This is a genomic window from Nocardioides sp. Z50_6 (assembly GCF_058215755.1).
This window is the reverse complement of record NZ_JBZAJB010000002.1, coordinates 309,151-332,471: the sequence shown is the minus strand read 5'-3', so window position 1 is coordinate 332,471 and position 23,321 is coordinate 309,151. Positions and strand designations below refer to the sequence as shown.

The following is a 23,321-nucleotide window of genomic DNA, read 5'->3' as shown; positions in this document are numbered from 1 at the left end:
CTGCTCGGCCTGCTCGGCCTGCTCGGCCTGCTCGGCCTGCCTGCCCGGCTCCCGGCTCTGCTGCCGGGCGACCTGCGGTCTAGCTCTCGGTCGGCGGGACGGCCTCGCCCGGGGTGGCTCCCCCCGGGGTGCCGGGAGCGCTGCCGGAAGCGCTGCCGGAAGCGCTGCCCGGGGTGGCGCCGGCGGCGGCAGCGGCCGCGGCGGCGGCCGCGGCGGCGGCGTTCTCGGCCGCCTCGCGGGCCAGCCGGGCGGCCTGGGTGATGGAGGTGGCGAGGTTGACCAGGTGACCGATGCGGGCCAGCTCGGAGTCGAGGAACTCCGGGCCGCCGCGACGGCCCACCACGTAGAGCTCCTCGCCCACCGGGACCCCGCAGAGCACGAGGTTCTCGTCGGCTGACTCGAGCCGGGTGGGGTGCTCGATGTCGGCCCACTCCACGCTGTCCGGGGCGGCCTCGGTGTGGTCGACGATGACGGCGCCGTCGGGTGCCTTGCGCAGCCGCACGCCCCAGTCGACCCGGAACGACATCGGGATCAGCCCGAGCAGGCGGTGGTGGGCCTCCTCGGGGTGAGCGGTGATCTCCTCGACCACCTCGAGGTCGAGGAAGAGGTTGCCGCCGGCGGCGTACCGGTTGATCCAGATCACCCGCACGCCGTCGAGCTGGCTGCACGCGGAGACGATCGAGTCGGGCATCGTGCCCGGCACGATCTCGAGCAGGACGTCGTCGACCGCGGTGCCGTGGCTGGTCTTCTCCACGATCTCGATGGCCTCGATGTCGCCGCCGGCCTCACCGATCGCGGTCGCCACCCGACCCAGCGACCCGGGGACGTCGGGCAGCTCCACGCGCAGCAGGAAGGGCATCGATGGGGCTCCAGGTCTCGGACGGTCTCGGGTCTCGCTCGGGCGCGCCGGTCCGTCCACCGAGGCGGTGACCGGGGCCGACGCCTAGGACACTAACGAAGACGTGTGTCCTCCGGGTTTCCGGTCCGCCGTGACGCCCTGCGGCGGACCGGCAGCGGCCCGCAGCCGGTCGGCGGCTGGTCGGCGGCTGGACGCCCGGCTCAGGGCTCGCGCAGCCGGTCGGCCAGCCCGGTCGCCCGCTGGGCGCGGCGGGTCACGGCCGCCCGCACCTCGGCCTCGGAGCCGACCACCCGCACCCGCTCCCGGGCCCGGGTGACGGCGGTGTAGAAGAGCTCGCGGGTCAGCAGCCGGGAGTCCTCCGGCGGCAGCAGCACCGTCACCTCCTCGGCCTGGCTGCCCTGGCTCTTGTGGATGGTCATCGCGTGCATGGTCTCCACGTCGCCGAGCCGGGAGGGGGCGAAGTCGCGGGGACCGACCCCGGAGTCGATGACCACGCGGGGGCCGGCCTCGGTGGCGACCACCACGCCGGTGTCGCCGTTGTGGACGCCGAGGGAGTAGTCGTTGGCCGTGATCAGCAGGGGCCGGCCGAGGTAGGAGGTCTCATACAGCGGATCCTGGGTCTCGGCAGTGATCCACTGCTCGACCCGGCGGTTCCAGTGGCGGACGCCGTAGGGGCCGTCGCGGTGGGCGCAGAGCAGCCGGTGCCGGTCCAGGGCTCGCAACGCGCGGGCGGCGTCCCCGGCCTCCGCCGCGTCGCGGACCGCGAGGGCGGTGCCGAGGGCGGCCCCGCGGATGCGCGCGGACGGGTCCGCGTCGGGGACCCACTCGACCTGGGGGTGCCCGGCGGCGAGCACCTCGAGGGCGTGGTCGGCGTCCCCGGTGCGCAGCGCCTCGGCGAGCTCGCCGATCTCGGCCCCGAACCGGTGGACGGTGCGCAGCGAGGCGACCGGGGAGTCCTGGCGGCCCTCGAAGCCGCGGACCAGGTCGCTGAGCACCGCCCCCGCGTCGACGGAGGAGAGCTGGAAGGGGTCGCCGACCAGCACCAGGCGGGCGTCCGGGCGCACCGCCTCGAGCAGCCTGGCCATCATCGTCAGCGAGACCATCGAGGCCTCGTCGACCACCACCACGTCGTGGGGCAGCCGGTTGCCGCGGTGGTGCCGGAAGCGGGTGCTGTTGCCGGGGTCGCGCCGCAGCAGGCGGTGCAGCGTGGAGGCCTGGACCCCCGCCAGCTTGGCCCGGTCGGCGGCCGAGAAGCGGTCGGCGGAGTCGTGGACCGCCTGCTGCAGCCGGGCCGCGGCCTTGCCCGTGGGTGCGGCCAGCGCCACCCGCAGCGTTTGCCCGCGGCCGGTGGCCTGGTCGTGCAGGGCGACGAGCAGCCCGGCGACCGCGGTGGTCTTGCCGGTGCCCGGGCCCCCGGTGATCACCGAGGTCCACCGCTGCGCCGCGCGCAGGCAGGCGTCGCGCTGCTCGGCGTAGCCGGGCCCGGGCAGCACCCGCGCCAGGGTGGCCTCCACCAGCTCCTCGTCGAGGCGGGGGGCGCCCTGCGCCCGGGCCCGCAGGTCGTCGAGGACCTGGGTCTCCTGCTCGTGGTACCGGTCGAGGTAGAGGAGCCCGCGCTCCCATCGGAGCACCCCCTGGGCCACCAGGGGGCTGGCGGCCAGCGCCCGCTCCCAGGCCGTGGTCTCCGGCCAGGGCAGCTCGTCGCGCAGCGGCAGGTCGGCGGTGGCGGCCAGGTCGAGGCAGACCGACCCGGAGCGGACCGCCCGGTTGGTCAGCGCCACCGCCAGCAGCACCGTCGGGTCGTGCTCGCCGCCGAGCTCGCCGAGGGCGCGCGCCACGTGCACGTCGCCCGAGGTCAGCAACCCGGCGGCGTTGAAGGTGGCCAGCAGCCCGTCGGCGCCGAGCGCCAGGCGGGCGTCGTGGGCGTCGAGGGGCTCGAAGACGTCGCTCATCGGGGCCGCCTCTCGTCCGCGGGGTGGTCGGGGTGCTCCCCGTCGAGCAGTGCCGAGAGCTCCTCGACCAACGGCACCGGGGGCCGCCACGCGAAGACCCCGCACGGCGACCCGTCGACCACCGGCGTCCCGGGCCCGCACATGCCGCGCAGGTAGAGGTAGAGCACCCCGCCCAGGTGCTGGTCGGGGTCGTAGCCGGGCAGCCGCCAGCGCAGGTAGCGGTGGAGGACCACGGTGTAGAGCAGCGCCTGCAGCGGGTAGTCGGAGTGGCTCATCGCCTCGGCCAGCACCGAGGGCCGGTAGGAGTGGGCGGTCAGCGGGGCGGAGACGTCGCCGAGCCAGTTCGTCTTGTAGTCCACCGTCACGTAGCGGGTGGTCCCGTCGACCGGCACCCGCAGCACCACGTCGATGGAGCCGGTCAGGTAGCCGCGGAGCACCTGGTCGGAGAGGACCGGGTCGTCCTCGAGGGTCTGCGCGTAGCCCAGCAGCGGGTCGCCCGAGGGGAGGTGTCGGCGCAGCAGGGGGGCCAGGTCGCCGAGGCGTACCGGGCGGTCCCCGCGGGTGGTCCCGCCCGGCTCGTGCTCGTCGCCGCCGACGAGGGGGAGCTCGAAGTCGAGCTCGGCGAGCCGGTCGCGCAGGGGCAGGTCCATCCACGTCGCGCCGCCGGCCAGCGGGCCAAGCGGGCTGGCGCAGACCGTCACCAGGGCGTCGGCCAGCGCCTCGGCCTCGACCTCGACCGGCCACCAGACGCGGTGCTCCTCGACGAGCTCGAGCAGGTGGGCGCGGAAGTCCGGGGCGGCCGGGTCGGCGTGCTCGAGCACCGCGTGCACCAGCGAGCCGAAGGTGGCGCCCATCGGCAGGTCGGCCATCGGGGACGGGACCGCGGCCAGCTCGGGGTGGTCGGGCTCGACCGCGAGGATCCCCAGCTCGGCCTGGTCGCCCATCTCCGGCACCTCCTCGGGCTCCGAGAGCGCCCCGGCGCCGGCGCCCTCCGCGCCGGCGGAGGCGGTGGCCGCCGCGGAGAGCGCGGAGTAGGAGGTGCGGCGCCAGTCGGTGTCGACCCGGCGGGTGAAGACGCGGGCCGCCAGCCGGTCGCGCGAGGGCCGGATCGGGGTGGGGTCGGGCGCCTCGTTGGCGGCCAGCTCGGGCTGGAAGCCGCCGGCGTCGCGCCAGTGCCCGAAGATCTCGACCGCCCGGGCGTCGTCGACCAGCGCCTGCTCGTCCGGGACGGCCCCGCCGCCGGGGCGGCGGCCGAAGAGCATCCGGTGCAGGGCGGAGCCGGAGGTGTTGCGCTGGGTCGGCGCATACCAGGCGACGACCTGGGACTTCGCCCGGGTGAGGGTGACGTAGAGCAGGCGCAGCGACTCCCCGGCGTCCTCCCGCCAGTGCCGCGCCACCGCCTCGGCGCGGTGCGGCCCCGGACCGCCCACGTCGCGGCAGCGCTGGTCGGCCGCGTCGTGGAAGAGCGGGACGTCGGGGTCGGAGCCGGTCCAGCGGTTCCACAGGGTGGGGGCGTAGACGACCGGGTACTCCAGCCCCTTGCTGCCGTGGATGGTGACCAGCTGGACCGCGGCGGCGTCGGAGTCCAGGCGCCGGGTGCGCTCGGAGGCCACCTCGAGCTTCTCGTCGGCGACCTGGCTGCGCAGCCAGGCGACCAGGCCGACCGGGCCGAGCCGCTGCTCGACGGCGACCCGGTGCAGCGCCTCCCCGATGTGACGGACGTCGGTGAGCAGACGCTCGCCGCCCAGCCGGGCGAGGACGCGCTCGGTCAGCCCGTCGAGGACGGCGCACTCCAGCACGGCGGCGACCCCCCGGTCGGCGAGCACCTCGGAGAGGACGCGGACCTGGTCGGAGAGCTCGTCGGTGAGCCGGTCGGAGGCCTCGGTGCTCCCGGCGTCCAGCTCGGCGGCAGACCGCCCCACGAAGCAGGTCAGGGCGGCGGCCCGGACCCGCTCGGTGCGGTGCGGCTGCTCCAGCGCTTCGAGGAAGGTGAGCCATTCCGTGGCGGCGGGGGTGTGGAAGACCGAGCCGCCGGCGTTGACCACCGCGGGGACACCCACGTCGGCCAGCGCCCGGTGGGCGGCCTGCAGGTCGGCCCGGCGGGCCGCGAGGACGGCCACGTCGCCCGGCACCAGGGGGCGGCCGTCCCAGGTGGCGCCGCTGGTCAGCAGCTTCTTGATGTCGCGCGCCATGTCGGTGATGACGTGGTCGCGCCAGCGGTCGACCGGCGGCTTGGCCCGGGGCCCGAGACCGAGCTCCTCGCGGCGCACCAGGCGCATCCGGAAGGGGGCGCCCGCTCCGACCAGCCGCGACTCCTGGTGGTGGGCCGCCACCGGGTGGACGACGATGCTGGGGTCGCCCAGCTCGGCGCCCTCCAGGACGGCGTGCAGCGACTCCAGCAGCGGCCGGTCGGCCCGCCAGTTGGTGCCGAGGGTCTGTCGGGTGGTGGCCCGCTCGGCGGCGTGCAGGTAGGTGGCGACGTCGCCGCCACGGAAGGCGTAGATCGCCTGCTTGGGGTCGCCGATCAGCACCAGCGTGCAGGCGCCGTCGAAGGCGCGCTCGAAGACCTGCCACTGCACCGGGTCGGTGTCCTGGAACTCGTCGATCAGCGCGACCTTCCAGCGTTGCTGCATCCGCCGGCGGGCCGGCGAGCCGGGCGCCGCCAGGGCGTCGGCGAGCTGGCCGAGCAGGTCGTCGTAGCTGAGGATGCCGAGCCGGCGCTTGCGTCGGTCGACCTCGGCGAGCACGTCGCAGGCGAACCGGACGCGGGCCGCGGCCTCGGAGTCGGGCGCCTCCTCGAGGGCGGCGGTGGGCTCGACCCGCGCCCGAGGGTCGCCGACCACGGCGCGGGCGATGCGGCGGGCCACGTCGTGGCCCCACGGCGGGTGGGCCTGGCCGGCGAACCGGGCCAGGTAGAGGTCGTCGACGACCTCGTCGGTGAGCAGCTCGAGGTCCTCGACCAGGACGGCGTCGCGGTCGGTGTCGCCGGCGACCCCGAGACTGCGCAGCACGAGCTGGCAGAACTGGTGGATGGTCGCGATGGTGGCGGCGTCGAAGTCGACCAGGGCCGCGGTGACCCGGGCCAGCCGGGCGGCGCGGTCGGCGTCGCCGGCGTCGAGCAGCCAGGCGTGCAGCTGGTTGCCCTCCTGGGCGCAGCCCGGGTCGGCCAGCACCGCGACCGCCTCGTCGAGCTGGGCGCGGACCCGCTCGCGCAGCTCCTGGCTGGCGGCCCGGGTGAAGGTCACCACGAGCAGCTCGTCGAGGCCGGCGACCCCCTCGGCGACGTAGCGGGTGACCAGCGCGGCGATGGTCCAGGTCTTGCCGGTGCCGGCGCTGGCCTCGAGCAGGGTGGTGCCGCTCGGCAGCGGACCGGTGATGTCGAACGGGGTGGGGTGCTCCATCAGATCCCCCTGACCAGCTCGTGGCCGCCGAAGACCAGCGGACCCCAGACCCGCCAGGCGTAGTGGCCCAGCCGGTGGTCCGGGGGCGGGTCGCCGCCCTCGCCCTCGCCCTGGCCACCGCCACCGGCTGCGGCCGTCTCCTCGTCGGGGCGCAGCGGCGCGGCCAGCTGCTCGTAGGGGGCCTGCTCGCCGAAGGCGCGGACGTGCCAGCGGTCGGCGTCCTCCTTGGGGAAGCCGTTGTCGCTGAAGCGGGGGGTCTCCCACTCGCGGCGGCCCTTGGCGTCGGGGTCGGCGTCGCGGCCCCGGAGCACGTGCACCCGCTCCTCCGCCCAGGCCAGGGAGGTCCGGGGCGGCACCGGCAGGGGCTCGCGGAGGCCGCGCTCGTAGACGTCGACCAGGTCGCGCAGCCACCGCCGGGCGTCGGGCTCGGGCAGCGGGCCGATCTGTGCCACCTTGCCGCTGCTGCGGTACTTGCCGATCGTGTGGGTGGTCCAGTTCTCGTCGGGGTGCCCGGCGGCCAGCGCCAGGGCGTCGAGCCAGGAGGCGATCCGCTGCTTGGCGCCGAGGTTGGAGTAGCCGACCCGCACCACGTTGTTGCCGAAGATGTCGGAGACGGTGCCGGTGACCCGGCGGTCGCCCAGGTCGATGTCGACGTCGAGGGTGCGCGGCGTGCCGGTGCGCAGCGACAGGGCCTTCTCCACCAGCGGCCTCACCTTGCCGACCACCTCGGTGAGCACCCCGGCGCCGAGGTCGCGCGGGGGGAGCAGGCCGCGCAGCTGCTCGGCCACCATCGCCGACTGCGGGTCGGCGCCGGCGAGCACGTCGTGGACCAGCCGGTTGCCGACGTCCCACTGCTCCAGCGCGTCGAGGGTGATCGGGATCGCGTCCTTGGCCTCGTCGGCCTCGTACGGGGTGGTGATCCGAAGCCGGTTGACGAAGAACCCCTTGACCGGGTGGCGGAGGAACTCCTGCAGCTCGGCCAGGGAGACCTCGGGGGTGGGGTCGCCGGGAGGCAGGGGCTCGGGGACAAGGTCGCGGACGACCGGCTCCGGCGACCGCGCGGCCAGGGCCCCGGCCAGCGCGGAGCGGTCGAAGGTGAACGGCTCGTCGCCGACCAGGCCGCCCGGCACCAGGTTGGTCTCGTCGAAGGGCTGGAGCGGGTGGTGGATCAGCACCCGGTCGCGGACCGGCTCGGCGGCGGTGCGGTCGAGGGCGTCCAGCAGCTCGCCGAGCGGCACGGCGGGGGGACGCACGGCGCCGGTGTGCTCGCCGCGCCCGGTGTAGGTGACCACCAGCGTCTCGCCGGCCGCGCCGATGGCGTCGAGCAGGAGCTGGCGGTCCTCGGAGCGGACGTCGCGCTCCCCGGTCAGCGGACGCCGGGCCAGCACGTCGTCGCCGTCGACCGTCGAGACCCGGGGGAAGACGCCGTCGTCGAGCCCGACCAGGCAGACCACCCGGTGCGGGACGGAGCGCATCGGCACCATCGTGCAGACGGTGAGCGTGCCGGTGCGGAAGTTGGAGCGGGTGGGGCGGCCGCGCAGCCGGTGGGCCAGCAGCGACCGGACGTCGGCGTGCCGCAGCCGGGTGTCGTCGCCGTCGCCCGCGCTGGCCGCGATGCGGGCCAGCTCGCGGTCGAGCTGGGCGAGCTGCCAGGCGTCGTCGGCGGAGGTCGCGGTCAGGGAGTGGACGCCGTCGCCGAGGGCCGAGGTCCACTCCCCGGCGGTGGTGGCCACCCGGGCGCGATCCACGAAGGCGTGCAGGCGCTCCACCAGCTCGGTGAACCGGCCGACCAGGTCGAGGTCGCCGTCGCCCACGTCGTCGAGCGGGAGGGTGCCGCCGACCTGGCGGTGGCCCAGCCCCGACACGGCCGCGCCGAGCAGCACCCGGCGCAGCCCCGAGCGCCAGGTGTTGGCGTCGAGGTCGAGGCCGAAGTCGCCCCGGTGGCCGGCGTCGAGGCCCCAGCGGATCCCGGCCTGCCGCACCCAGGTCGCGATCCGCTCCAGGTGGTCGTCACCGAAGCCGAAGCGGGTGCGCACCGGCTCGGTCGCGGCGAGGTCGAGCACCTGGGTGGCCGTGAGCCGGCCGTGGGCCAGCTCGACCAGGGTGGCCGCGACGGCGAGTAGCGGGTTGGTGGCGCCCGGGGACCGGTCGGCGAGCCGGACCCGGAGCTGGTGGGCCGGGTGGCCGGAGCGCGGACCGGCGACGTCGGCGAGGCCGAAGCCCGCGGAGACCAGCGGGGCATAGCTCTCGATGTCGGGGCACATCACGAGGATGTCGCGCGGCTCCAGGGTGGGGTCGTCCTGGAGCAGGCCGACCAGCACCTCGCGGAGCACGTCGACCTGCCGGGCCTGCCCGTGGGCGGCGTGCACCTGGACCGACCGGTCGCCGGGGGCGAGCCGGCGGGCGCCCCGGAGCGCGGCGTCCGGCGCCCGGTTGGCGCGGAGGTCGTCCTGCAGCCAGCCGAGCAGCGTCGGCGGGGTCGGCGGCTCCGGCGGGGCGGGCGGCTCGAGGACGGCGGTCTCGGCGGCCACGTCGAGGGTGCGGCGCAGCTCGCGGGAGTCGCGGCCCAGGGAGGCGAGCAGGGGGTGGCCGACCAGGGCCACGGAGTCGTCCTCGGCCCGCGGCACCGGCCCGAGCGTCGAGGCCCCCGCGGCCAGGTCGTCCCAGAGGGCCGCCGAGACCTGCGGCAGCCACAGGTGCACCTCGCGGGTGGCGGCGAGGGCGGCCAGCAGCTCGACCTCGGTGACCGGCAGCCGGGTGTGGCCGAAGAGGGAGAGCCGGGTGGGGAGCTCCAGGCTCGGGTCGTCGGCCCGGAGCCGCTCCAGGGTCCGGGCGTGCCGCTCGTCGGGCGCGGGCAGCCCGACGTGGACCACCAGCCGCCGCCACAGCTCGGCCTGCCAGAGCAGGTCGTCGTCGAGCGGGGTCGTCGTCCCGTCGGTGTCGCGCCCGGCCCGCCAGCCGGTGAGCAGCTGTGGTCGCTGCACGGCGTAGGAGGCGAAGAGGGAGGCGAGCCGGTGGGCCACCGAGAAGCGCCGGGCTCGCCGCAGCTCGTCGCCGTCGTGGTGGCCCAGGTGGGCCGAGAGCGCCTCGAACCCCGGCTCGCCGAGCGACGCGTCGATCACCTCGAGCAGCGGCCAGACCAGCTGGTCGGGCGCCCACGGGTCGTCCCGCTCCCGACCGAGCAGCAGCGCGACGAGCGAGGAGGGGGCCAGGAAGCGGACGCCGGCGCAGACGCCGTCGCCGCGGGAGCCGGCACCGAGCCGGTGCGAGAGCCGCTGGGTGAGCCAGCGCTCCATCCCCTTGACCGGGACGACCACGACCTCCTGCTCGAACGGGTCGGGCAGCGGCGTGCTCAGCAGGCCGCCCAGCTCGTCGGCGAGCTGGGCGGTGCTGGTCGCTCGGTGCAGGTGGAGTGGCACGCGCCGAGCATGCCACGCAGCACCGACACCCGGCCGTCAGGTGCGGTCCCGGGTCGGGCGGGTTCCCGGGTCAGTCCCGCGAACGGCGCGAGAGGGTCAGGGTGAGCCCACCGCTGGACCCGTGCCCGAGCTTGACCAGCAGCGCGTAGGGCTCGCGGTACAGCAGCGATCCCGTCGCGACCGGCGCGGCCGCGCTGACGAAGGTGTAGCCGCCGGGACAGTCGCGGTAGCACGGCCCGCTGAGCGCCGCGGACCACTCGCTGCCGGTGACGGTGACGTCGCTGGCCGCGAGCCGGATCGACGCGGGCCCGTCCGCCGGCACCCGGGCGGAGAACCACTGGCCGGGGTCGGCCGACTCGAAGCGGACGGGTGGTCCCCCGAGCACCAGGTCGGGTGCCTCGAGGATGGAGCGGATGCGCAAGGTGCGGTCCTGGGGCGCCGCGTCCCGGTCGGTCGCCACCACCAGCCGGTGGGTGCCGCCGGCGCGGGCCGGGACGGCGGGCGCGGGACGCAGCCAGGTGGCGGAGCCCTGTCGCCACCACTCCTCCTCGGAGTCGAGGAAGGTGCTCACCCCTGCGGGCAGCGCCACGGTGAGGACGTGTTCCCGACCGCGTCCGGCGGGCAGGGTCACCGGCGGCCCGTCGAGCTCGACGACGTGGGTGGACGCGCTCCGGGCGTCGACCCAGGCGCGGGTGGGGGAGGTGAGTCCGATCCGCGTGCCGCGCCGGACCACGGGGTCGTCCTCACCGAGCTCGTCCCAGACGGCGACGGGCTGCCCGTGCTCGAACGAGGCGCCCTCCCAGCCGTACCAGCGCAGCTCGTCCCCGACGAGCAGGTCGCCGGTCCGGATCGCCCGGCCGCGGGCGTCGCGACCGGTGAGCTTCACCCGGCCGGTGCGCGGCACGTCGACCCAGGCGACGTCGAGGTAGCCCTGCTGGGGCTTGCCGAGCCGGACCGCGGCGCCGTCCACCGGGACCTCCCGGCCCCGCAGCTTGGTCAGCTGGAGCCGTGTCGGGTCGGCGCAGGCTCCGCGGAACCCGATCGTCGCCCGGCCGGTCGACCGCACCCGGAAGACGTGGCGGAGATTCTCCCGCCGCGTGCCGCGACGGTCGGTCAGGGTCAGGTGCCCCCGGCAGGTGACCCCGACGCGCAGCGTGACCTCGTCGCCGCGACGCGCCCGGAAGGTGATCTCACCGGGCTGCCGGGCTGCCACGCGCAGGGGGCCTTCGCCGTAGGCGCGGACGGCGCGCTTCACCGGCGGGGCGGCCGCCGGCGCCCCGACAGGGGCCTGGGCCGCCCGGCTCGCCGCCCGTTCAGGCAGGGTCCCCTCCGCCAGGGTGCCGCCCGCCAGGGCGGCACCGGACGGCAGCAGTCCTGCTGCCAAGGACAGGACGACGGTGGCGACGGCTCGTCGCATGGCTCCCCCACCCGCGCGGACGGCCCGGCGCCGTCAGGTGCTCCGGACTCTAGTGCGCCCCGGACTCCGCCGGGAGGCCGTCCGGATCAGGTGTCCTCGCCCGGATCGGGCCCCGAGTCCTCGACGTCACCGGCCAGCTGACCGGGATCGGCGTCGGCGAGGTTGCGCTGCTCCTCGGGATCCTCCTCGAGGCCGGCGGGCACGTCGTCCAAGGGGAGCTCCGCGGCAGGGGGCAGGTCGCTCTCCTCGAGGTCGGTGGCCTCCTGGGACGAACCGCTCCCCGTCGGGGTCGGTCGGGATCTCGGTCATCAGGTCTCCTCTCGCCACGCCGCGGCGCGCGGGTCGATGGTCTGGCTGGGTGGTCTGCGCTGGGTGGTCGGCCTCAGTGGTCGCGCAGGGCCTCGATCAGCTCGTCCTTCTTCATCGACGACCGGCCCTCGATGCCGAGCTCGCCGGCCCGCGCGCGCAGGTCCTCGACGGTCCAGTCCTCGTAGCTGCCGGACTGCCCGCCCTTGCTGCCGACCGAGGAACGCGAGGAGGCGGCAGCGGCGTTGGCGATCCGTGCCGACTTCTCCTTGCTGTTGCCCTCGTCGCGCAGGTCCTCGTAGAGCTTCGGGTCCTTGACGCTGGGTCCGGGCCCCTTGCCCTGGTCCTTGGCGGCCATCGGGTCTCCTCTCCGAGTCAGCGGACGACGAACCAGACGATCGCCATCGCGATCATGCCGAGGAAGATGAGTCCGAACAGGGCCATCACCAGGAACGGCCGTCCGGACTGCTGGGTCGGATCGATCTGGTCCGGGTCCTCACCATGCGTGCTCATGGGCGTTCCGTACCCGGCTCCGGCCGGGTCATGCCCTGCTGACGTCCTGCTGACGAGCGGGTCACGCGCCCGTGCGGCGGCGCAGCTCGGGCAGCACCTCGGCGCCGTACTGGGTGATCATCTCCCGGTAGTGACGGCCCATGTTGCTGACGTAGAGCTCCTCGAAGCCCGCCTCGATGGCCGGCTGGAGGGTGTCGAGGTGCTTCTCCAGGTCGGGACCGCAGGCGACCTTCTCGGCCGTCGACTCCTTGGTGACCAGCTCGGAGACCTGCTCGAAGTGCTTCGGCGAGGGCAGCACCTGGGCGAGCTCGCCGGGGACCCCGGAGTTGGCCCACAGCCGGTGTGCCTCGTCGACGCCCTGTTCCTCGGTGGGCGCCCAGCAGACCTTCATCCCGATCTGGGCGGGCTTGCCGCCGGACCCCTCGCGGAACCGGCCCAGCAGCTCGGTGTCGGGGGTGGTGGTGATGTAGCCGTCGCCGATCCGGGCGGCCAGGTCGGTGGCCTTGGGTCCGAAGCCGGAGACGTAGATCGGCGGCGGGGCGTCGGGCAGGGTGTAGATCCGGGCGCTGTCGCAGGTGAAGTGCTTGCCGTAGTGGGTGACCACCTCGCCTGTCCACAGCTCGCGGATCAGCCCGATCGCCTCCTCGAGCCGCTCGAGCCGGACGTCGGCGCTGGGCCACGGCTCGCCGTGGATGTGCTCGTTGAGCGCCTCGCCCGAGCCCACCCCGAAGGTGAACCGGCCTTCCAGCATCACCGCGCTGGTGGCGGCGGCCTGGGCGAGCACGACCGGCGAGATCCGGTACGACGGGCAGGTCACCGCGGTGGTCACCGGCAGCGAGGTGGCCTGGCTGATCGCCCCGATCAGCGACCAGACGAACGGGCTCTGCCCCTGCTCGTCGTTCCACGGGTGGAAGTGGTCACTGATCCACAGGGCGTCGAAGCCGGCCTCCTCGGCCAGCACGGCCTGCTCGACCAGCTCGGCGGGGGTGAACTCCTCGGTGGACAGGAAGTATCCGAAGCGCATGGGCGCGCCGTACCCATCGGGTCCCCGAAGGAAAACCACTCGACTGCGCGTGGCGGTCCCGCGGTCCGCCAACTGGTGGGTTGGTGTCGCTCCCGGCCACGCAGCCGGCATCTTCCCACCAGTTGTGCGCGAGCCGGCCACTACGTTGGCCGCATGCTGATCGCACTCCAGGGCCACGCCCCCGTCGTCCCCGACTCCGCCTGGGTGGCGCCCACCGCCACCCTGGTCGGACGGGTCCATCTCGCCGAGGGTGCCTCGGTCTTCTACGGCGCCGTGCTGCGCGCCGACAACGAGCCGATCACCATCGGCCCGCGCTCCAACGTGCAGGACAACTGCGTCTTCCACGTCGACCGGGGCAAGCCCCTCACCCTCGGCGAGGGCGTCTCGGTGGGTCACGGCGCCGTGATCCACGGCGCCACCATCGGCGACCACGTGCTCGTCGGGATGGCGGCGTGCGTGATGAACGACGCGGTGATCGGGGACGAGGTGCTGATCGCCGCCGGCGCGGTGGTCACCGAGGGCATGGTGGTGCCTGCGCGCACGCTGGTCGCCGGAGTGCCGGCCAAGGTACGTCGCGAGCTGACCGACGAGGAGGTCGAGCGGCTGCACCACAACGCCGCGATCTACGAGGAGCACCGCGAGCTGCACCGCGCGGGGACCCCCGTGGGCACCGGCGGCACCGGCGGCACGGACTAGAAGGCCGCGGTCCTGCCCGACCAGGATCCAGGCGCTGGCGGCCCGGGGCCGCGCCTCCTACCGTGGAGGGCATGCGGTCGGTGGCCTGCCTCCTCGACGCGCGCGACCCTGAGCGGCTCGCGCGGTTCTGGGCGCCGCTGCTGGGCCGGGACGCGGTCCCGGAGCCCGGCGGTGTGCTCCTGCTGCCCGGCCCGGACGCCGAGCTCGACCTGGGGCTGGCGCCGACGGGTCCGCGCCCGCCGGGGCCGGCCCACGCACACCTCCACCTGACGTGTGGCACCTGCGAGGAGCAGGACGAGCTGGTGGGCGCCGCGCTCTCTCTCGGAGCGACCCGGCTGGATCTCGGTCAGCGCCCCGAGGAGGGCCACGTCGTGCTGGCCGACCCGGACGGGAACCACCTGTGCGTGCTCGAGCCGGACAACGCGTTCACCCGCGGCAGCGGTCTGCTGGGCGAGCTCACCTGCGAGGGCAGCCGGGAGGCCGGCTTCTTCTGGAGCGCGGCGCTGGGCTGGCCGCTGGTCTGGGACCAGGGTCCGCAGACGGCGGTCCAGCCCCCGTCGGGCGGCACCGTGGTCTCCTGGGACGAGCCGTCGCCGGCGCCCGGTGCCGGCCGTGGCCGGCACCGCCTCCGGGTCCCGCCCGACCCCGGAGGGACGGACGCGACGTTGGCGCGGCTGCTGGCGCTCGGTGCCGTCCGGCTGGGCACGCTGGACGACGGGACGCACGAGCTCGCCGATCCCGACGGCACCGTCTTCTGCGTGGCGGCCGACTAGCGCCGGGTGCCGAGGGAGGCGGCCACCGCGTCGGCGTACGCCACGTAGCCGGCGGCGTTCGGGTGGAAGGCGCCCGGGTCGGTGAGCCCGAGGATCCACGGGTCGGCCGCGTTCGCGCCGTGCCCGACGAACCGTCCGGTCACGTCGACGAACGCGAAGCCGTGGCGCCGGGCGGCGGCACGGATCGTCGAGTTCAGCAGGTCCGCGCCCTCGTTGAGCTGCGCCTGCTCGGCGGGGGAGGCGAGGAGGTAGTCGCCGGCCTCGGGGGAGAAGAGCCGCGGGTAGCCGGTGACCACGACCACCGAGAGCGGCGCCCGGCGACGCACCTTGCGGTAGACGCCGTCCAGCAGCCCAGGGAGCTCGCCGCTGATCCGGTTGCGGATCTGGTCCTGGGTGGCGGTGCACGCCTCGTCGGTGCCGAGCAGGCAGTCGCGGACGGCCAGGCTCCAGCCGATGTCGTTGCCGCCGATGCTCAGGGTCACCAGCCGGGTGTGCAGGTCGAGGGCGTCGAGCTGGCTGGGCTCGACCCCGCCCGGCGCCCCCTCGACCAGGGTGGCCGTCGTCGCGCCGGCACACGCCACGAAGTCGTCGAGCGCGAAGCGGAACCACCACCACCGCAGACCGTCGAGCAGTCCGGCGTAGGAGGAGGACTCCGAGCGTCCGCAGGTCGCCGAGTACGGCGGGACGCCGTAGCCCGAGCCGTAGGAGTCGCCGAGGGCGTCGTAGTCGAGCGAGAAGGCGCCTGGCCGGGGCGGCTCGGGAGCGGCGGTGGAGGACGCCGGGAGTAGGACGGCGAGCAGCGTGGTCAGGAGCGCGACGAGCGCGGTCGCGACAGCGACCCGCGAGGTACGACGGACGGTCATGCTTGACGGTAGGACCCGGGCCGGGCCGCTGGAAAGGGTGGACGAGGTCGGATCCCACGGACGCCCCTCATTTGTCAGCGGCGCACGAGCGGTGGTGGGATCAGCGCATGGCGGAGCAGACCATCGGCGTGGTGGGCGGCGGCATCGTGGGGCTGGCGGTCGCGCGGGAGCTGACCCGTCGCTTCCCGGGCGCGCGGGTGACGGTGCTGGAGAAGGAGGACCGGCTGGGCGCGCACCAGACCGGCCACAACTCCGGGGTGGTGCACGCCGGCATCTACTACCGGCCGGGCAGCCTCAAGGCTGAGCTGTGCACCCGGGGCCGGCTGCTGCTGCGCGAGTACACCGCCGAGCGGGGCCTGCCCTACCAGGAGTGCGGCAAGCTCGTGGTCGCCGTCGACCGCTCCGAGCTGGGCCGGTTCGACGCGCTGGAACGGACCGCCCGGGAGAACGGCGTCCCCGGGCTGCGTCGGGTGGAGGCGGCCGGGATCACCGACATCGAGCCGCACGCCGCGGGCCTGGTCGCCCTGCACTCCCCGGCCACCGCGATCACCGACTACGTGGCGGTCGCGCAGGCGTACGGCGAGGACGTGGTCCAGGCGGGTGGACAGGTGCTGCTCTCCACCACGGTGACCGGGATCCGGCGCGGGACCGGCGGGATCGAGGTCGCCACGGAGCAGGGCCGGCACCGGTTCGACCGGGTGGTGGTCTGCGCGGGTCTGCACGCCGACCGCGTCTCCCGGATGGCCGACGGCGTCGACGGCCCCCGGATCGTCCCGTTCCGCGGGGAGTACATGGAGGTCGCCCCCGCCAAGCGGGAGCTGGTCCGCGGCATGATCTACCCGGTGCCCGACCCCCGCTACCCGTTCCTGGGGGTGCACTTCACCCGGCGGGTGACCGGCACGCTGGAGGTCGGGCCGAACGCCGTCCTCGGGCTGGCCCGCGAGGGCTACGGCCGCGGTGAGCTCGACCTCGCCGACGTCCGGGCGATGGCGTCCTGGCCCGGCACCTGGCGGATGGCCTCGCAGCACTGGCGCACCGGGCTCAAGGAGGTGCGGGGCAGCCTCTCGGTGCGCGCCTACATGCGGGCGGCGAGCCGGTACGTGCCGGAGATCGGCGCGGCCGACGTGGTCCGCGGCAAGGCGGGGATCCGGGCCCAGGCGGTCGACCGCGACGGCTCCCTGGTGGAGGACTTCCGCATCGGCCACGAGGACGGGGTGACCACGGTCCGCAACGCCCCCTCGCCGGCGGCGACCTCGAGCCTGGCGATCGCCGAGCACGTGGTGGACCGGATCATTCGGCAGGCTTGAGCGCGCAGGACGCGGCCCGACGCGCTGAGGTCCAGACGCCGGACCAGTCCCAGTGGGGTCCCTCGCGGACGGTCCGGTAGCGCTTGAGCGAGGCCCAGTCGGGCGTCCCGGACTGGCCGCCGGTAGTCCTCGGGCGGCTAGTTGAGCGGCCGCATCGACTCCGGCACCCCACCGCCGCGGTGCACGTCCTCGACCAGCTCCTGCAGGGCGGTGAGGGCCACCCGCTGCGACATCGGGCCGTAGGAGACCCGGGCCACGCCCAGCTCCTCGAGCCGCCTCAGCGGCGGCACGCCGGGCAGGCCGATCAGGGTCAGGCGTTGCGGGCCGAAGGCCTCGACCAGGGTGGCGACCTCGGACTCGTCGAGGACGCCCGGCACGAAGACGACCGGGGCGCCGGCCTCCAGGTAGGCGCGGCCGCGCTCCACCGCGTCGGCCAGCACCCGGCCCCGGTCGCGGTCCTTGCCGAGCACGAAGGCGTCGGTGCGGGCGTTGAGGACGAAGTCGGGGACACCCTCGGCGCGGGCGGCCTCCATCACCTGCTCGACCACCCGGACCGCCTCGTCGAGCGGCTTCATCTGGTCCTCGATGTTGGCGCCCACCACGCCGACGCCGATCGCCCGGCGCACGGTGTCGCCCGCGTCGCCGTACCCGGCCTCCAGGTCGGCGCTGACCGGCAGGGAGGTCGCCTCCACGATCCGGGCGACCTCGCCCAGCATCTCGTCGACCGGGATGCGCTCGCCGTCCTCGTAGCCGCGAGACGCGGCGATCGAGTGGCTGGCGGTGGCCAGCGCGACGGTGCCCTCCGTCCCGGCGACCACCTTGGCGGAGATCACGTCCCAGACGTTGACCACGGTGAGCAGCCGCGGGGCGGTGTGCAGCCGGAGCAGCTCGCCGGCCCGGGCGCTGATCTCGGGCAGCGCGGTCACGGTCGGCCCAGGATCAGGCAGGCGGCGGCCCGTCGGATCCGCCAGGGAAGGACGGGGACGGTCTCGGTGAGCCGGTTGATCACGGGTGGTGCCTCTCTGTGGTGCTGCGTGTGCGTGGTGCTGCGTGCTCGGGGCGCGCCGAGGAAGCTCGGCGGCGCAGGTCGTACCCCTCCCCGTGGCCGGCGAAACCCCGGCTCCGGCATGAACGACCGCCCGTCGGGAACAGGACCCCCGTCCCACCACGAGACCCAGGAGGAACAGATGACGCACCGCGCCCGACAGCTGGAGGTCGCCGAGGCGTTGGGGGTGGTCCCGGAGATCGACCCGGCGGCGGAGGCCGAGCGGCGGATCGCCTTCCTCGCCGACTACCTCACCGGGTCCGGCGCCTCGGGCTACGTGCTGGGCATCTCCGGCGGCGTCGACTCCACCGTCGCCGGCAAGCTCGCCCAGCTGGCCTGCGAGCGGGCGGGCGGGCGCTTCACCGCGATGCGCCTGCCGCACGGCACCCAGGCCGACGAGGACGACGCCCGTGCCGCCCTCGACTTCATCGCGCCGCACGAGGTGCTGACCGTCGACGTCAAGCCCGCCGTGGAGCCGCTGCACGCCGCCACCACCCCGAGCGGCGGCTACGCCGACCGCGGGCAGGCCGACTTCGTGAAGGGCAACATCAAGGCCAGGCTGCGGATGACGGCCCAGTACGCCGTGGCCGGACGGCTGGGTGCGCTGGTGATCGGCACCGACCAGGCCGCGGAGGCGGTGATGGGCTTCTTCACCAAGCACGGCGACGGGGCCGCCGACGTCACCCCGCTGGCCGGCCTCACCAAGGGCCAGGTGAAGGAGATCGGCAGCCACCTCGGCGCGCCGGACCAGCTGGTCCAGAAGGTGCCGACCGCCGACCTGGAGGAGGACCGTCCCGCGCTGCCCGACGAGACGGCCTACGGCGTGACCTACGCAGAGATCGACACCTACCTGACCGGCGGCGACGTCTCCGAGGAGGCGCGGCGCGTCATCGAGTCCGCCTACGACCGGACCGCCCACAAGCGTGCCCTGCCGGCGGCGCCGGTCGAGCTGGGCTGAGGCTGCGGCTCAGCCCGCCGACTTCTCCGTCAGCGGGACGACCATCACCGGGCAGCGGGCGTTGGCCAGCACGGCGCGAGCGCGGGAGCCGAGGCGCGGCGAGATCGGGCCTCCGCGCCCGTGGCGACCGATCACGACCATGCGCGCGCTGCTGGACCGCTCCACGAGCGCGTCCGCCGGCCAGTCGTGGACCACCTCGACCTCGGGCGCGGCCGATCCGGCCGGGACCACGTGAGCGGCCGCCGCCTTGCTGACCGACTCCTGGGCCGCCTTCTGCCACTGGCCGTCCTTGGCCAGCAGGTCGTCGTACGGGCCCGGGGCGTGCCAGGCGTGCACCAGCCGGGTGGACCACCCGTGCAAGGACGCCTGCGCGAGTGCCGCCTGCACCACCTCGCGTGGCCCGCCGTCCTCGTGCACCCCGACGAGGAGCAGGTCGGACCGGTCGCCCTCCTCCTGCTCCCCGGCCGGCACCGAGATGACCGGGCAGTGCGCGTGGGCCGCGACCCGCGCGCTGGTCGAGCCGGTGACCAGGCGCACCAGGCGGGGCACCTGCTGATGCTGCAGCACGACGCGGGAGGCGTCCCGGCTCAGGTCGCTGAGCAGGGCGCCGGGGGCGCCGTGGCCGACGGCCGTGGTGATCGGGACGTCGATGCCGAGCTCGCGGGCGAGGCGGGCAGCCTCGTCGGCGACCTCGGTCGCGAGCTCCTTCCCCAGCTCGGCCCAGGAGTCCTCGTAGGTGACGAGCACGGTGCCGGGCGGTGGCGGGGGCGTGGGCACGACCGCATGCACGAGGGTGAGGCCGGCGCCCAGTCGGCTGGCCTCTGCGAGAGCGAAGCGCAGGGCCTCGGTGTTCTCCTCGGGACCGGTGACTCCCACCAGGACGGGCTGGGTGCTCATGGCTGCCTCCTCGTGCCTAGGGACGCGCCGCAGGACGATCGCCTGCGTCCTCCTCACACCGTAGCCCTGTGCTTCTGCCGGGAGCGGCAGCCCCGCGAGACTGTCGTCCTGGATGCCGTCGCGCTGGAGACGCTGGCGCACCCGCTGCGGAGCCGTCTGCTCGGGATGCTGCGGGTCGACGGCCCGGCGACGGCGAGCGGCCTGGCGGCCAAGCTGGGGGAGTCGAGCGGGCTGACCAGCTATCACCTGCGCAAGCTCGCCGACGCCGGACTGGTCGAGGAGGACCCGGGCCGGGCGAGCCGCCGCGAGCGGTGGTGGCGCCCCACCCACGAGGTGACCAGCTGGTCGACGGCCGACTTCCTGGGCAACGCCCCGGCGTACCGGGCCACCCAGTCGCTGCGGCGCAGGCACGGGAGATGACCGCGGAGATCTGGGAGGTGGTGCAGCGCTACCGCGCGGCGCCGGTCCCCGAGGACGCCTCGACCGCGCGGGTGATGTGGCTGCAGCACCTGGTGCCGTTCCGCGACGAGCTGCCGCTGTGACTCCCCGGCCGGCGGCGATGGACGACGAGCGCGCGGTGCGCCGACGGGTCCTGCTCGTGGCCCAGGGCGTCTACCGCGCGGCCGAGGAGTCCCGGCCGCGCCGGCCCTTGGCGGGCAGCATCTCGGCCGCCGGCTCGGAGTAGGCCACGCTCACCGGCCGGTCGTCCTCGAACCGGACGGAGGTCACCGAGCACAGCGTGCACTCGCGACGGCGCGGGTCGTGCAGCAGACCCCGCCCCTCCAGACGCCGGCGGGCGATCCAGATGGGCAGCTGGTGGGAGACGAGCACCGCCTCGTGCCCCGCGGCGGCGTCGCGGGCGGCCGCGACGGCCGCGAGCATCCGGTCGGCCACCTCAGCGTAGGGCTCGCCCCACGACGGCCTGACCGGGTTCCACAGGTGACGCCAGGCCGAGGGGGTGCGCAGCACCCCGTGGCCACCCTCGAGGCGCCAACCCTCCAGGCGGCTCGACGACTCCGTCATCCGCTCGTCGGTCGTCGCCTCGAGACCCAGTCGTGCGCTGAGGGCCTCAGCGGTCTGCCGGGCGCGCAGCAGCGGCGAGGAGACCAGGTGGACGATGTCGCGTCCGGCGAGGACCTCGGCCACCCGCTCGGCCATCGCGTGGCCCCGCGCCGTGAGCGGGTAGCCGTCGAGCCGGCCGTAGAGGATGCCGTCGGGGTTGTCGACCTCGCCGTGACGCACCAGGTGCACCACGGTCGGGCTCGCAGGTCCGGCCATTGGCGTGGTCATGACCCAGTAGTACCCGGTTGTGCCACACTCCCCGCGTGGCTCGACGGAAACTGGACCTCTTCTGGCTCACGGGTGCGCTGCTCATCCTGGGCCACCTGGCCTTCCGCGGCTGGGCGCTGTCGGGGTCCTGGTTCTACTTCGACGACCTCGCCTTCATGTCCCGGGCGATGAACCTGCCGTTCGGTGCCGAGTACCTCCTCGAGTCCTACGGCGGGCACCTGATGCCGGCCGGGTTCGCGGTCACCTGGCTCCTGACCGAGTACGCCGCCTACGAGTGGGAGGCCTGGGCGGCGGTGCTGCTCGCCCTCCAGGCGCTCGCGGCCGTCGGCATGTTCCGGCTCCTCGTCTCCATGTTCGGACGCCGGCCGATGGTGCTGGCGCTCCTGGCCGTCTACCTGACGTGGGTCTTCACCCTCTCCGCCGGGATCTGGTACGCCGCCGGCATCAACCAGCTGCCGCTGCTGATCGCCCTCGCCTTCGGCCTGACCTCCCACCTGGCCTACCTGCGGACCGGTCGCCTGCGGCACCTCCTCGCGACCCTGGCCTGGACCGTGTTCGGGCTCGTCTTCTACGAGAAGACGCTGGTCGTCTTCGCCCTGTACGGGCTCGTGGCGCTCGGCTGGTTCGCCTACGGCGGCCTCGGTGAGCGGTTCGGGCAGCTGTGGGCCCGCTACCGCACCGGCCTGGTCGCACACGTGGCCCTGGCCGGCGCCTACATCGCGATCTACGTGCAGATCGGGTTCACCGGCGGCAACTCCGACGGGAGCCCCATCCCCTGGGGTGACGTGCTCGGCAACTTCGTGGTCGTCACCTTCGGGCCGGCGCTGATCGGCGGGCCGCTGACCTGGCAGCCCCTGGAGAACGGCTCGTTGGCCGATCCGTCGCTGGCGGTGGTCTCCGTGGCCTGGGTGGTGCTCGTCTGTGCCGCCCTCTACGCCGACCACACGCGCACGATCAGCCGGCGTGCGTGGGGTCTGATCGGTTCCCTCCTGGTGATCAACATCGTGCTGCTGACCTCGGCGCGCGCGGGCGCGGTCGGCGCCGACATCGCCCGTGAGTACCGCTACCAGACCGAGCTGGCCGCGATCGCGGTCCTGGCGATCGGGCTGGCCTTCCTGCCGTTGCGTGGGGCCGTCGAGGTCAACGAGCCGCGCGAGGGCAGGCCTCGCTCCTTCGAGAAGCCCCTGCTGGTCGGCGCCATCGCGGTCTGCGTGACGGGGCTGTCCCTCGTCTCGAGCCTGCGCTACCTCGAGAACTGGCAGGAGGAGAACCCCACCCCGCCGTACTTCGACAACGTCTGGGCCACCCTCCCCGACCAGGAGGACCCGGTCCCGCTGGTCGACGCCCGCGTCCCACCCGAGGTGCTGTGGGGCTTCAACTACCCGGAGAACACGCACGGCCGCCTGTTCCAGCGCTACCCGGACGAGATGACGTTCCCCAGGAGCGCCGTCGACGACCTCTGGATCATCGACGGGGAGGGCGAGGTGATCCCGGTCAAGATCGATCCGGTACGACGCGCGCTTCCCACCAAGGGCTGCGGCTACAAGGTGGAGCAGGGTGCGCTCACCTCGGTCCTGATGGACGGCCCGGTCCTGGGCTCCTGGTGGGTGGAGGTGGAGTACGACGCCGACAAGGCCACCGAGATCAGCCTGAAAGCCGGGACCACCCATCACCAGGTGCAGATCCCGGCCGGCGTCCACTCCCTCTTCGTGCTGACGGAGAGCGAGTACAGCCGGATCCGGATCGGCAGCTCGGAGGACGCCGGGCTGTGCATCTGGGACGTCTCCCTGGGGCCGATCAAGGGTGAGCAGTAGCCGCCTCGGGCAGCCGAGGCCTCAGAGCGGGAGCTTGCGGAAGAGCGGCCGCGGCACGTGGCGCAGGCCCGACATCACCCCGCGCATCGCGCCCGGCACCCAGACCAGGTCGGTGCCGGAGGCGACCGCCTTGGTGACGGCCTTGGCGACGTCGTCCGGGCCCACCGCCAGCGGGGCCGCCTCGCGGCCCCGGGTCATCTTGGTGTGCACGAAACCGGGGCGCACCACCACGACCCGCGCGCCGGTGCCGCGCAGGGCCTCGCCGAGGCCGAGGTAGAAGCCGTCCATGCCGGCCTTGGAGGAGCCGTAGACGAAGTTGGAGCGGCGCACCCTCTCGCCGGCCACCGACGAGAGGGCCACGATCACCCCGTGGCCCTGGCGGCGCATGACCGAGGCCAGGCAGACCCCGACGCTCACCGGGGCGACGTAGTTGACGCTCGCGTGCTCGACCGCCGACGCGTGGTCCTGCCAGGCGGTCTCCTCGTCGCCGAGCACCCCGAAGGCGACCACGGCCACGTCGATGTCGCGCTCCTTGGCGATGGACTCGATGAGGGCGGGGTGGGTGTCGGTGTCCTGGGCCTCGAAGTCCACCGCCTGCACCGTGAGCCCGAGGCCCTCGAGCTCGGCGACGGCCGCGTCCCGGCGCTCGCCGGGGCGGGCGGCCAGCACGACGTACGGCGCGCCGGTCTCGGCCCAGCGGCGGGCGGTGGCCAGCGCGATCTCGCTGGTCCCGCCGAGCAGGAGGAGGGTCTGGGGCTGGCCGAGGGCGTCGAGCATGAGGGTCCTT

Annotated in this window: 21 protein-coding genes; 7 read left to right on the top strand and 14 right to left on the bottom strand. The window is 74.7% G+C overall.

Going from position 1 to position 23,321, the window contains the following annotated elements; all coding sequences use genetic code 11:
* Positions 1–79: 79 nt before the first annotated feature.
* The 9 genes from AC4BGE_RS06300 to AC4BGE_RS06260 form a co-directional block, all read right to left on the bottom strand.
* Positions 80–859, bottom strand: coding sequence for an ACT domain-containing protein (locus AC4BGE_RS06300; RefSeq protein WP_490574701.1), 780 nt, complete (start codon positions 857–859; stop codon positions 80–82).
* A gap of 200 nt (positions 860–1,059) precedes the next feature.
* A complete protein-coding gene (recD, locus tag AC4BGE_RS06295; protein ID WP_490574700.1) occupies positions 1,060–2,811 on the bottom strand; it encodes an exodeoxyribonuclease V subunit alpha in 1,752 nt (583 codons plus the stop codon).
* Entirely contained in the window at positions 2,808–6,212 is a 3,405-nt protein-coding gene (locus AC4BGE_RS06290; protein ID WP_490574699.1) for a UvrD-helicase domain-containing protein, read from the bottom strand. The genes recD and AC4BGE_RS06290 overlap by 4 nt, the downstream gene beginning before the upstream one ends.
* On the bottom strand, positions 6,212–9,631 hold the full coding sequence (recC, locus tag AC4BGE_RS06285; protein WP_490574698.1) for an exodeoxyribonuclease V subunit gamma: 3,420 nt from the start codon (positions 9,629–9,631) through the stop codon (positions 6,212–6,214). The genes AC4BGE_RS06290 and recC overlap by 1 nt, the downstream gene beginning before the upstream one ends.
* Positions 9,632–9,701: 70 nt before the next feature.
* Positions 9,702–11,048: a hypothetical protein gene (locus AC4BGE_RS06280; RefSeq protein WP_490574697.1), complete on the bottom strand. Its 1,347-nt coding sequence runs from the start codon at positions 11,046–11,048 to the stop codon at positions 9,702–9,704.
* A gap of 86 nt (positions 11,049–11,134) precedes the next feature.
* Positions 11,135–11,260 carry a hypothetical protein gene (locus tag AC4BGE_RS06275; protein ID WP_490574696.1) on the bottom strand — a complete coding sequence of 42 codons (126 nt, stop codon included), beginning with the start codon at positions 11,258–11,260 and terminating at the stop codon, positions 11,135–11,137.
* Positions 11,261–11,430: 170 nt separating this feature from the next.
* Entirely contained in the window at positions 11,431–11,712 is a 282-nt protein-coding gene (locus AC4BGE_RS06270) for a DUF7218 family protein (protein ID WP_490574695.1), read from the bottom strand.
* A gap of 17 nt (positions 11,713–11,729) precedes the next feature.
* Complete coding sequence (locus AC4BGE_RS06265; protein WP_490570631.1) at positions 11,730–11,867, bottom strand: hypothetical protein; 138 nt, start codon at positions 11,865–11,867, stop codon at positions 11,730–11,732.
* 61 nt (positions 11,868–11,928) lie between these two features.
* A complete protein-coding gene (locus AC4BGE_RS06260) occupies positions 11,929–12,891 on the bottom strand; it encodes a TIGR03557 family F420-dependent LLM class oxidoreductase (RefSeq protein ID WP_490570630.1) in 963 nt (320 codons plus the stop codon).
* Between the two features lie 153 nt (positions 12,892–13,044).
* Here AC4BGE_RS06260 and AC4BGE_RS06255 point away from each other — a divergent pair, with 153 nt between their 5' ends.
* On the top strand, positions 13,045–13,587 hold the full coding sequence (locus AC4BGE_RS06255) for a gamma carbonic anhydrase family protein (protein ID WP_490570629.1): 543 nt from the start codon (positions 13,045–13,047) through the stop codon (positions 13,585–13,587).
* 71 nt (positions 13,588–13,658) lie between these two features.
* Positions 13,659–14,360 carry a VOC family protein gene (locus tag AC4BGE_RS06250; RefSeq protein WP_490574694.1) on the top strand — a complete coding sequence of 234 codons (702 nt, stop codon included), beginning with the start codon at positions 13,659–13,661 and terminating at the stop codon, positions 14,358–14,360.
* Here the strand turns inward: AC4BGE_RS06250 and AC4BGE_RS06245 are convergent.
* Entirely contained in the window at positions 14,357–15,223 is an 867-nt protein-coding gene (locus AC4BGE_RS06245; RefSeq protein ID WP_490574693.1) for an SGNH/GDSL hydrolase family protein, read from the bottom strand. The genes AC4BGE_RS06250 and AC4BGE_RS06245 overlap by 4 nt on opposite strands.
* A gap of 107 nt (positions 15,224–15,330) precedes the next feature.
* On the opposite strand from AC4BGE_RS06245, the gene lhgO reads away from it, so the two are divergent.
* A complete protein-coding gene (gene lhgO / locus AC4BGE_RS06240; RefSeq protein WP_490574692.1) occupies positions 15,331–16,530 on the top strand; it encodes an L-2-hydroxyglutarate oxidase in 1,200 nt (399 codons plus the stop codon).
* Positions 16,531–16,667: 137 nt separating this feature from the next.
* Here lhgO and AC4BGE_RS06235 read toward each other — a convergent pair whose 3' ends face one another.
* Positions 16,668–17,456 (bottom strand): isocitrate lyase/PEP mutase family protein, encoded by a 789-nt coding sequence (locus AC4BGE_RS06235; protein WP_490574691.1) that lies wholly within the window; start codon positions 17,454–17,456, stop codon positions 16,668–16,670.
* A 261-nt stretch (positions 17,457–17,717) separates the two neighbouring features.
* Here AC4BGE_RS06235 and nadE point away from each other — a divergent pair, with 261 nt between their 5' ends.
* Positions 17,718–18,533: an NAD(+) synthase gene (gene nadE, locus AC4BGE_RS06230; RefSeq protein WP_490574690.1), complete on the top strand. Its 816-nt coding sequence runs from the start codon at positions 17,718–17,720 to the stop codon at positions 18,531–18,533.
* 9 nt (positions 18,534–18,542) lie between these two features.
* Here the strand turns inward: nadE and AC4BGE_RS06225 are convergent, their stop codons facing one another.
* Positions 18,543–19,430: a universal stress protein gene (locus AC4BGE_RS06225; RefSeq protein WP_490574689.1), complete on the bottom strand. Its 888-nt coding sequence runs from the start codon at positions 19,428–19,430 to the stop codon at positions 18,543–18,545.
* Between the two features lie 12 nt (positions 19,431–19,442).
* Here AC4BGE_RS06225 and AC4BGE_RS06220 point away from each other — a divergent pair, with 12 nt between their 5' ends.
* Together AC4BGE_RS06220 and AC4BGE_RS06215 are read left to right on the top strand one after the other, a co-directional pair.
* Entirely contained in the window at positions 19,443–19,850 is a 408-nt protein-coding gene (locus tag AC4BGE_RS06220; RefSeq protein WP_490574688.1) for a helix-turn-helix domain-containing protein, read from the top strand.
* Positions 19,847–19,972, top strand: a complete 126-nt coding sequence (locus AC4BGE_RS06215; RefSeq protein WP_490570617.1) for a hypothetical protein — start codon at positions 19,847–19,849, stop codon at positions 19,970–19,972. Before AC4BGE_RS06220 ends, AC4BGE_RS06215 begins: the two co-directional genes overlap by 4 nt.
* Positions 19,973–20,042: 70 nt before the next feature.
* Here the strand turns inward: AC4BGE_RS06215 and AC4BGE_RS06210 are convergent, their stop codons facing one another.
* Complete coding sequence (locus AC4BGE_RS06210) at positions 20,043–20,720, bottom strand: histidine phosphatase family protein (protein WP_490574687.1); 678 nt, start codon at positions 20,718–20,720, stop codon at positions 20,043–20,045.
* A gap of 35 nt (positions 20,721–20,755) precedes the next feature.
* Between AC4BGE_RS06210 and AC4BGE_RS06205 the strand changes: the two genes are divergently transcribed.
* The gene (locus AC4BGE_RS06205; protein ID WP_490570615.1) at positions 20,756–22,534 is read left to right on the top strand and encodes a hypothetical protein; all 1,779 of its coding nucleotides are present in this window, start codon (positions 20,756–20,758) and stop codon (positions 22,532–22,534) included.
* A gap of 21 nt (positions 22,535–22,555) precedes the next feature.
* Here AC4BGE_RS06205 and dprE2 read toward each other — a convergent pair whose 3' ends face one another.
* Positions 22,556–23,311 carry a decaprenylphospho-beta-D-erythro-pentofuranosid-2-ulose 2-reductase gene (gene dprE2, locus AC4BGE_RS06200; RefSeq protein WP_490570614.1) on the bottom strand — a complete coding sequence of 252 codons (756 nt, stop codon included), beginning with the start codon at positions 23,309–23,311 and terminating at the stop codon, positions 22,556–22,558.
* Positions 23,312–23,321: the final 10 nt, after the last annotated feature.

Bases quoted from the DNA above. Each gene is read 5' to 3' on its own strand.
- dprE2 (WP_490570614.1), bottom strand. From the start codon at position 23,311: ATGCTCGACGCCCTCGGCCAGCCCCAGACCCTCCTCCTGCTCGGCGGG.
- nadE (WP_490574690.1), top strand. From the start codon at position 17,718: ATGACGCACCGCGCCCGACAGCTGGAGGTCGCCGAGGCGTTGGGGGTG.
- AC4BGE_RS06210 (WP_490574687.1), bottom strand. From the start codon at position 20,720: ATGACCACGCCAATGGCCGGACCTGCGAGCCCGACCGTGGTGCACCTG.
- AC4BGE_RS06260 (WP_490570630.1), bottom strand. From the start codon at position 12,891: ATGCGCTTCGGATACTTCCTGTCCACCGAGGAGTTCACCCCCGCCGAG.
- AC4BGE_RS06280 (WP_490574697.1), bottom strand. From the start codon at position 11,048: ATGCGACGAGCCGTCGCCACCGTCGTCCTGTCCTTGGCAGCAGGACTG.
- AC4BGE_RS06245 (WP_490574693.1), bottom strand. From the start codon at position 15,223: ATGACCGTCCGTCGTACCTCGCGGGTCGCTGTCGCGACCGCGCTCGTC.
- AC4BGE_RS06250 (WP_490574694.1), top strand. From the start codon at position 13,659: ATGCGGTCGGTGGCCTGCCTCCTCGACGCGCGCGACCCTGAGCGGCTC.
- AC4BGE_RS06265 (WP_490570631.1), bottom strand. From the start codon at position 11,867: ATGAGCACGCATGGTGAGGACCCGGACCAGATCGATCCGACCCAGCAG.
- AC4BGE_RS06255 (WP_490570629.1), top strand. From the start codon at position 13,045: ATGCTGATCGCACTCCAGGGCCACGCCCCCGTCGTCCCCGACTCCGCC.
- recD (WP_490574700.1), bottom strand. From the start codon at position 2,811: ATGAGCGACGTCTTCGAGCCCCTCGACGCCCACGACGCCCGCCTGGCG.
- AC4BGE_RS06215 (WP_490570617.1), top strand. From the start codon at position 19,847: ATGACCGCGGAGATCTGGGAGGTGGTGCAGCGCTACCGCGCGGCGCCG.
- AC4BGE_RS06270 (WP_490574695.1), bottom strand. From the start codon at position 11,712: ATGGCCGCCAAGGACCAGGGCAAGGGGCCCGGACCCAGCGTCAAGGAC.
- AC4BGE_RS06225 (WP_490574689.1), bottom strand. From the start codon at position 19,430: ATGAGCACCCAGCCCGTCCTGGTGGGAGTCACCGGTCCCGAGGAGAAC.
- AC4BGE_RS06300 (WP_490574701.1), bottom strand. From the start codon at position 859: ATGCCCTTCCTGCTGCGCGTGGAGCTGCCCGACGTCCCCGGGTCGCTG.
- AC4BGE_RS06290 (WP_490574699.1), bottom strand. From the start codon at position 6,212: ATGGAGCACCCCACCCCGTTCGACATCACCGGTCCGCTGCCGAGCGGC.
- lhgO (WP_490574692.1), top strand. From the start codon at position 15,331: ATGGCGGAGCAGACCATCGGCGTGGTGGGCGGCGGCATCGTGGGGCTG.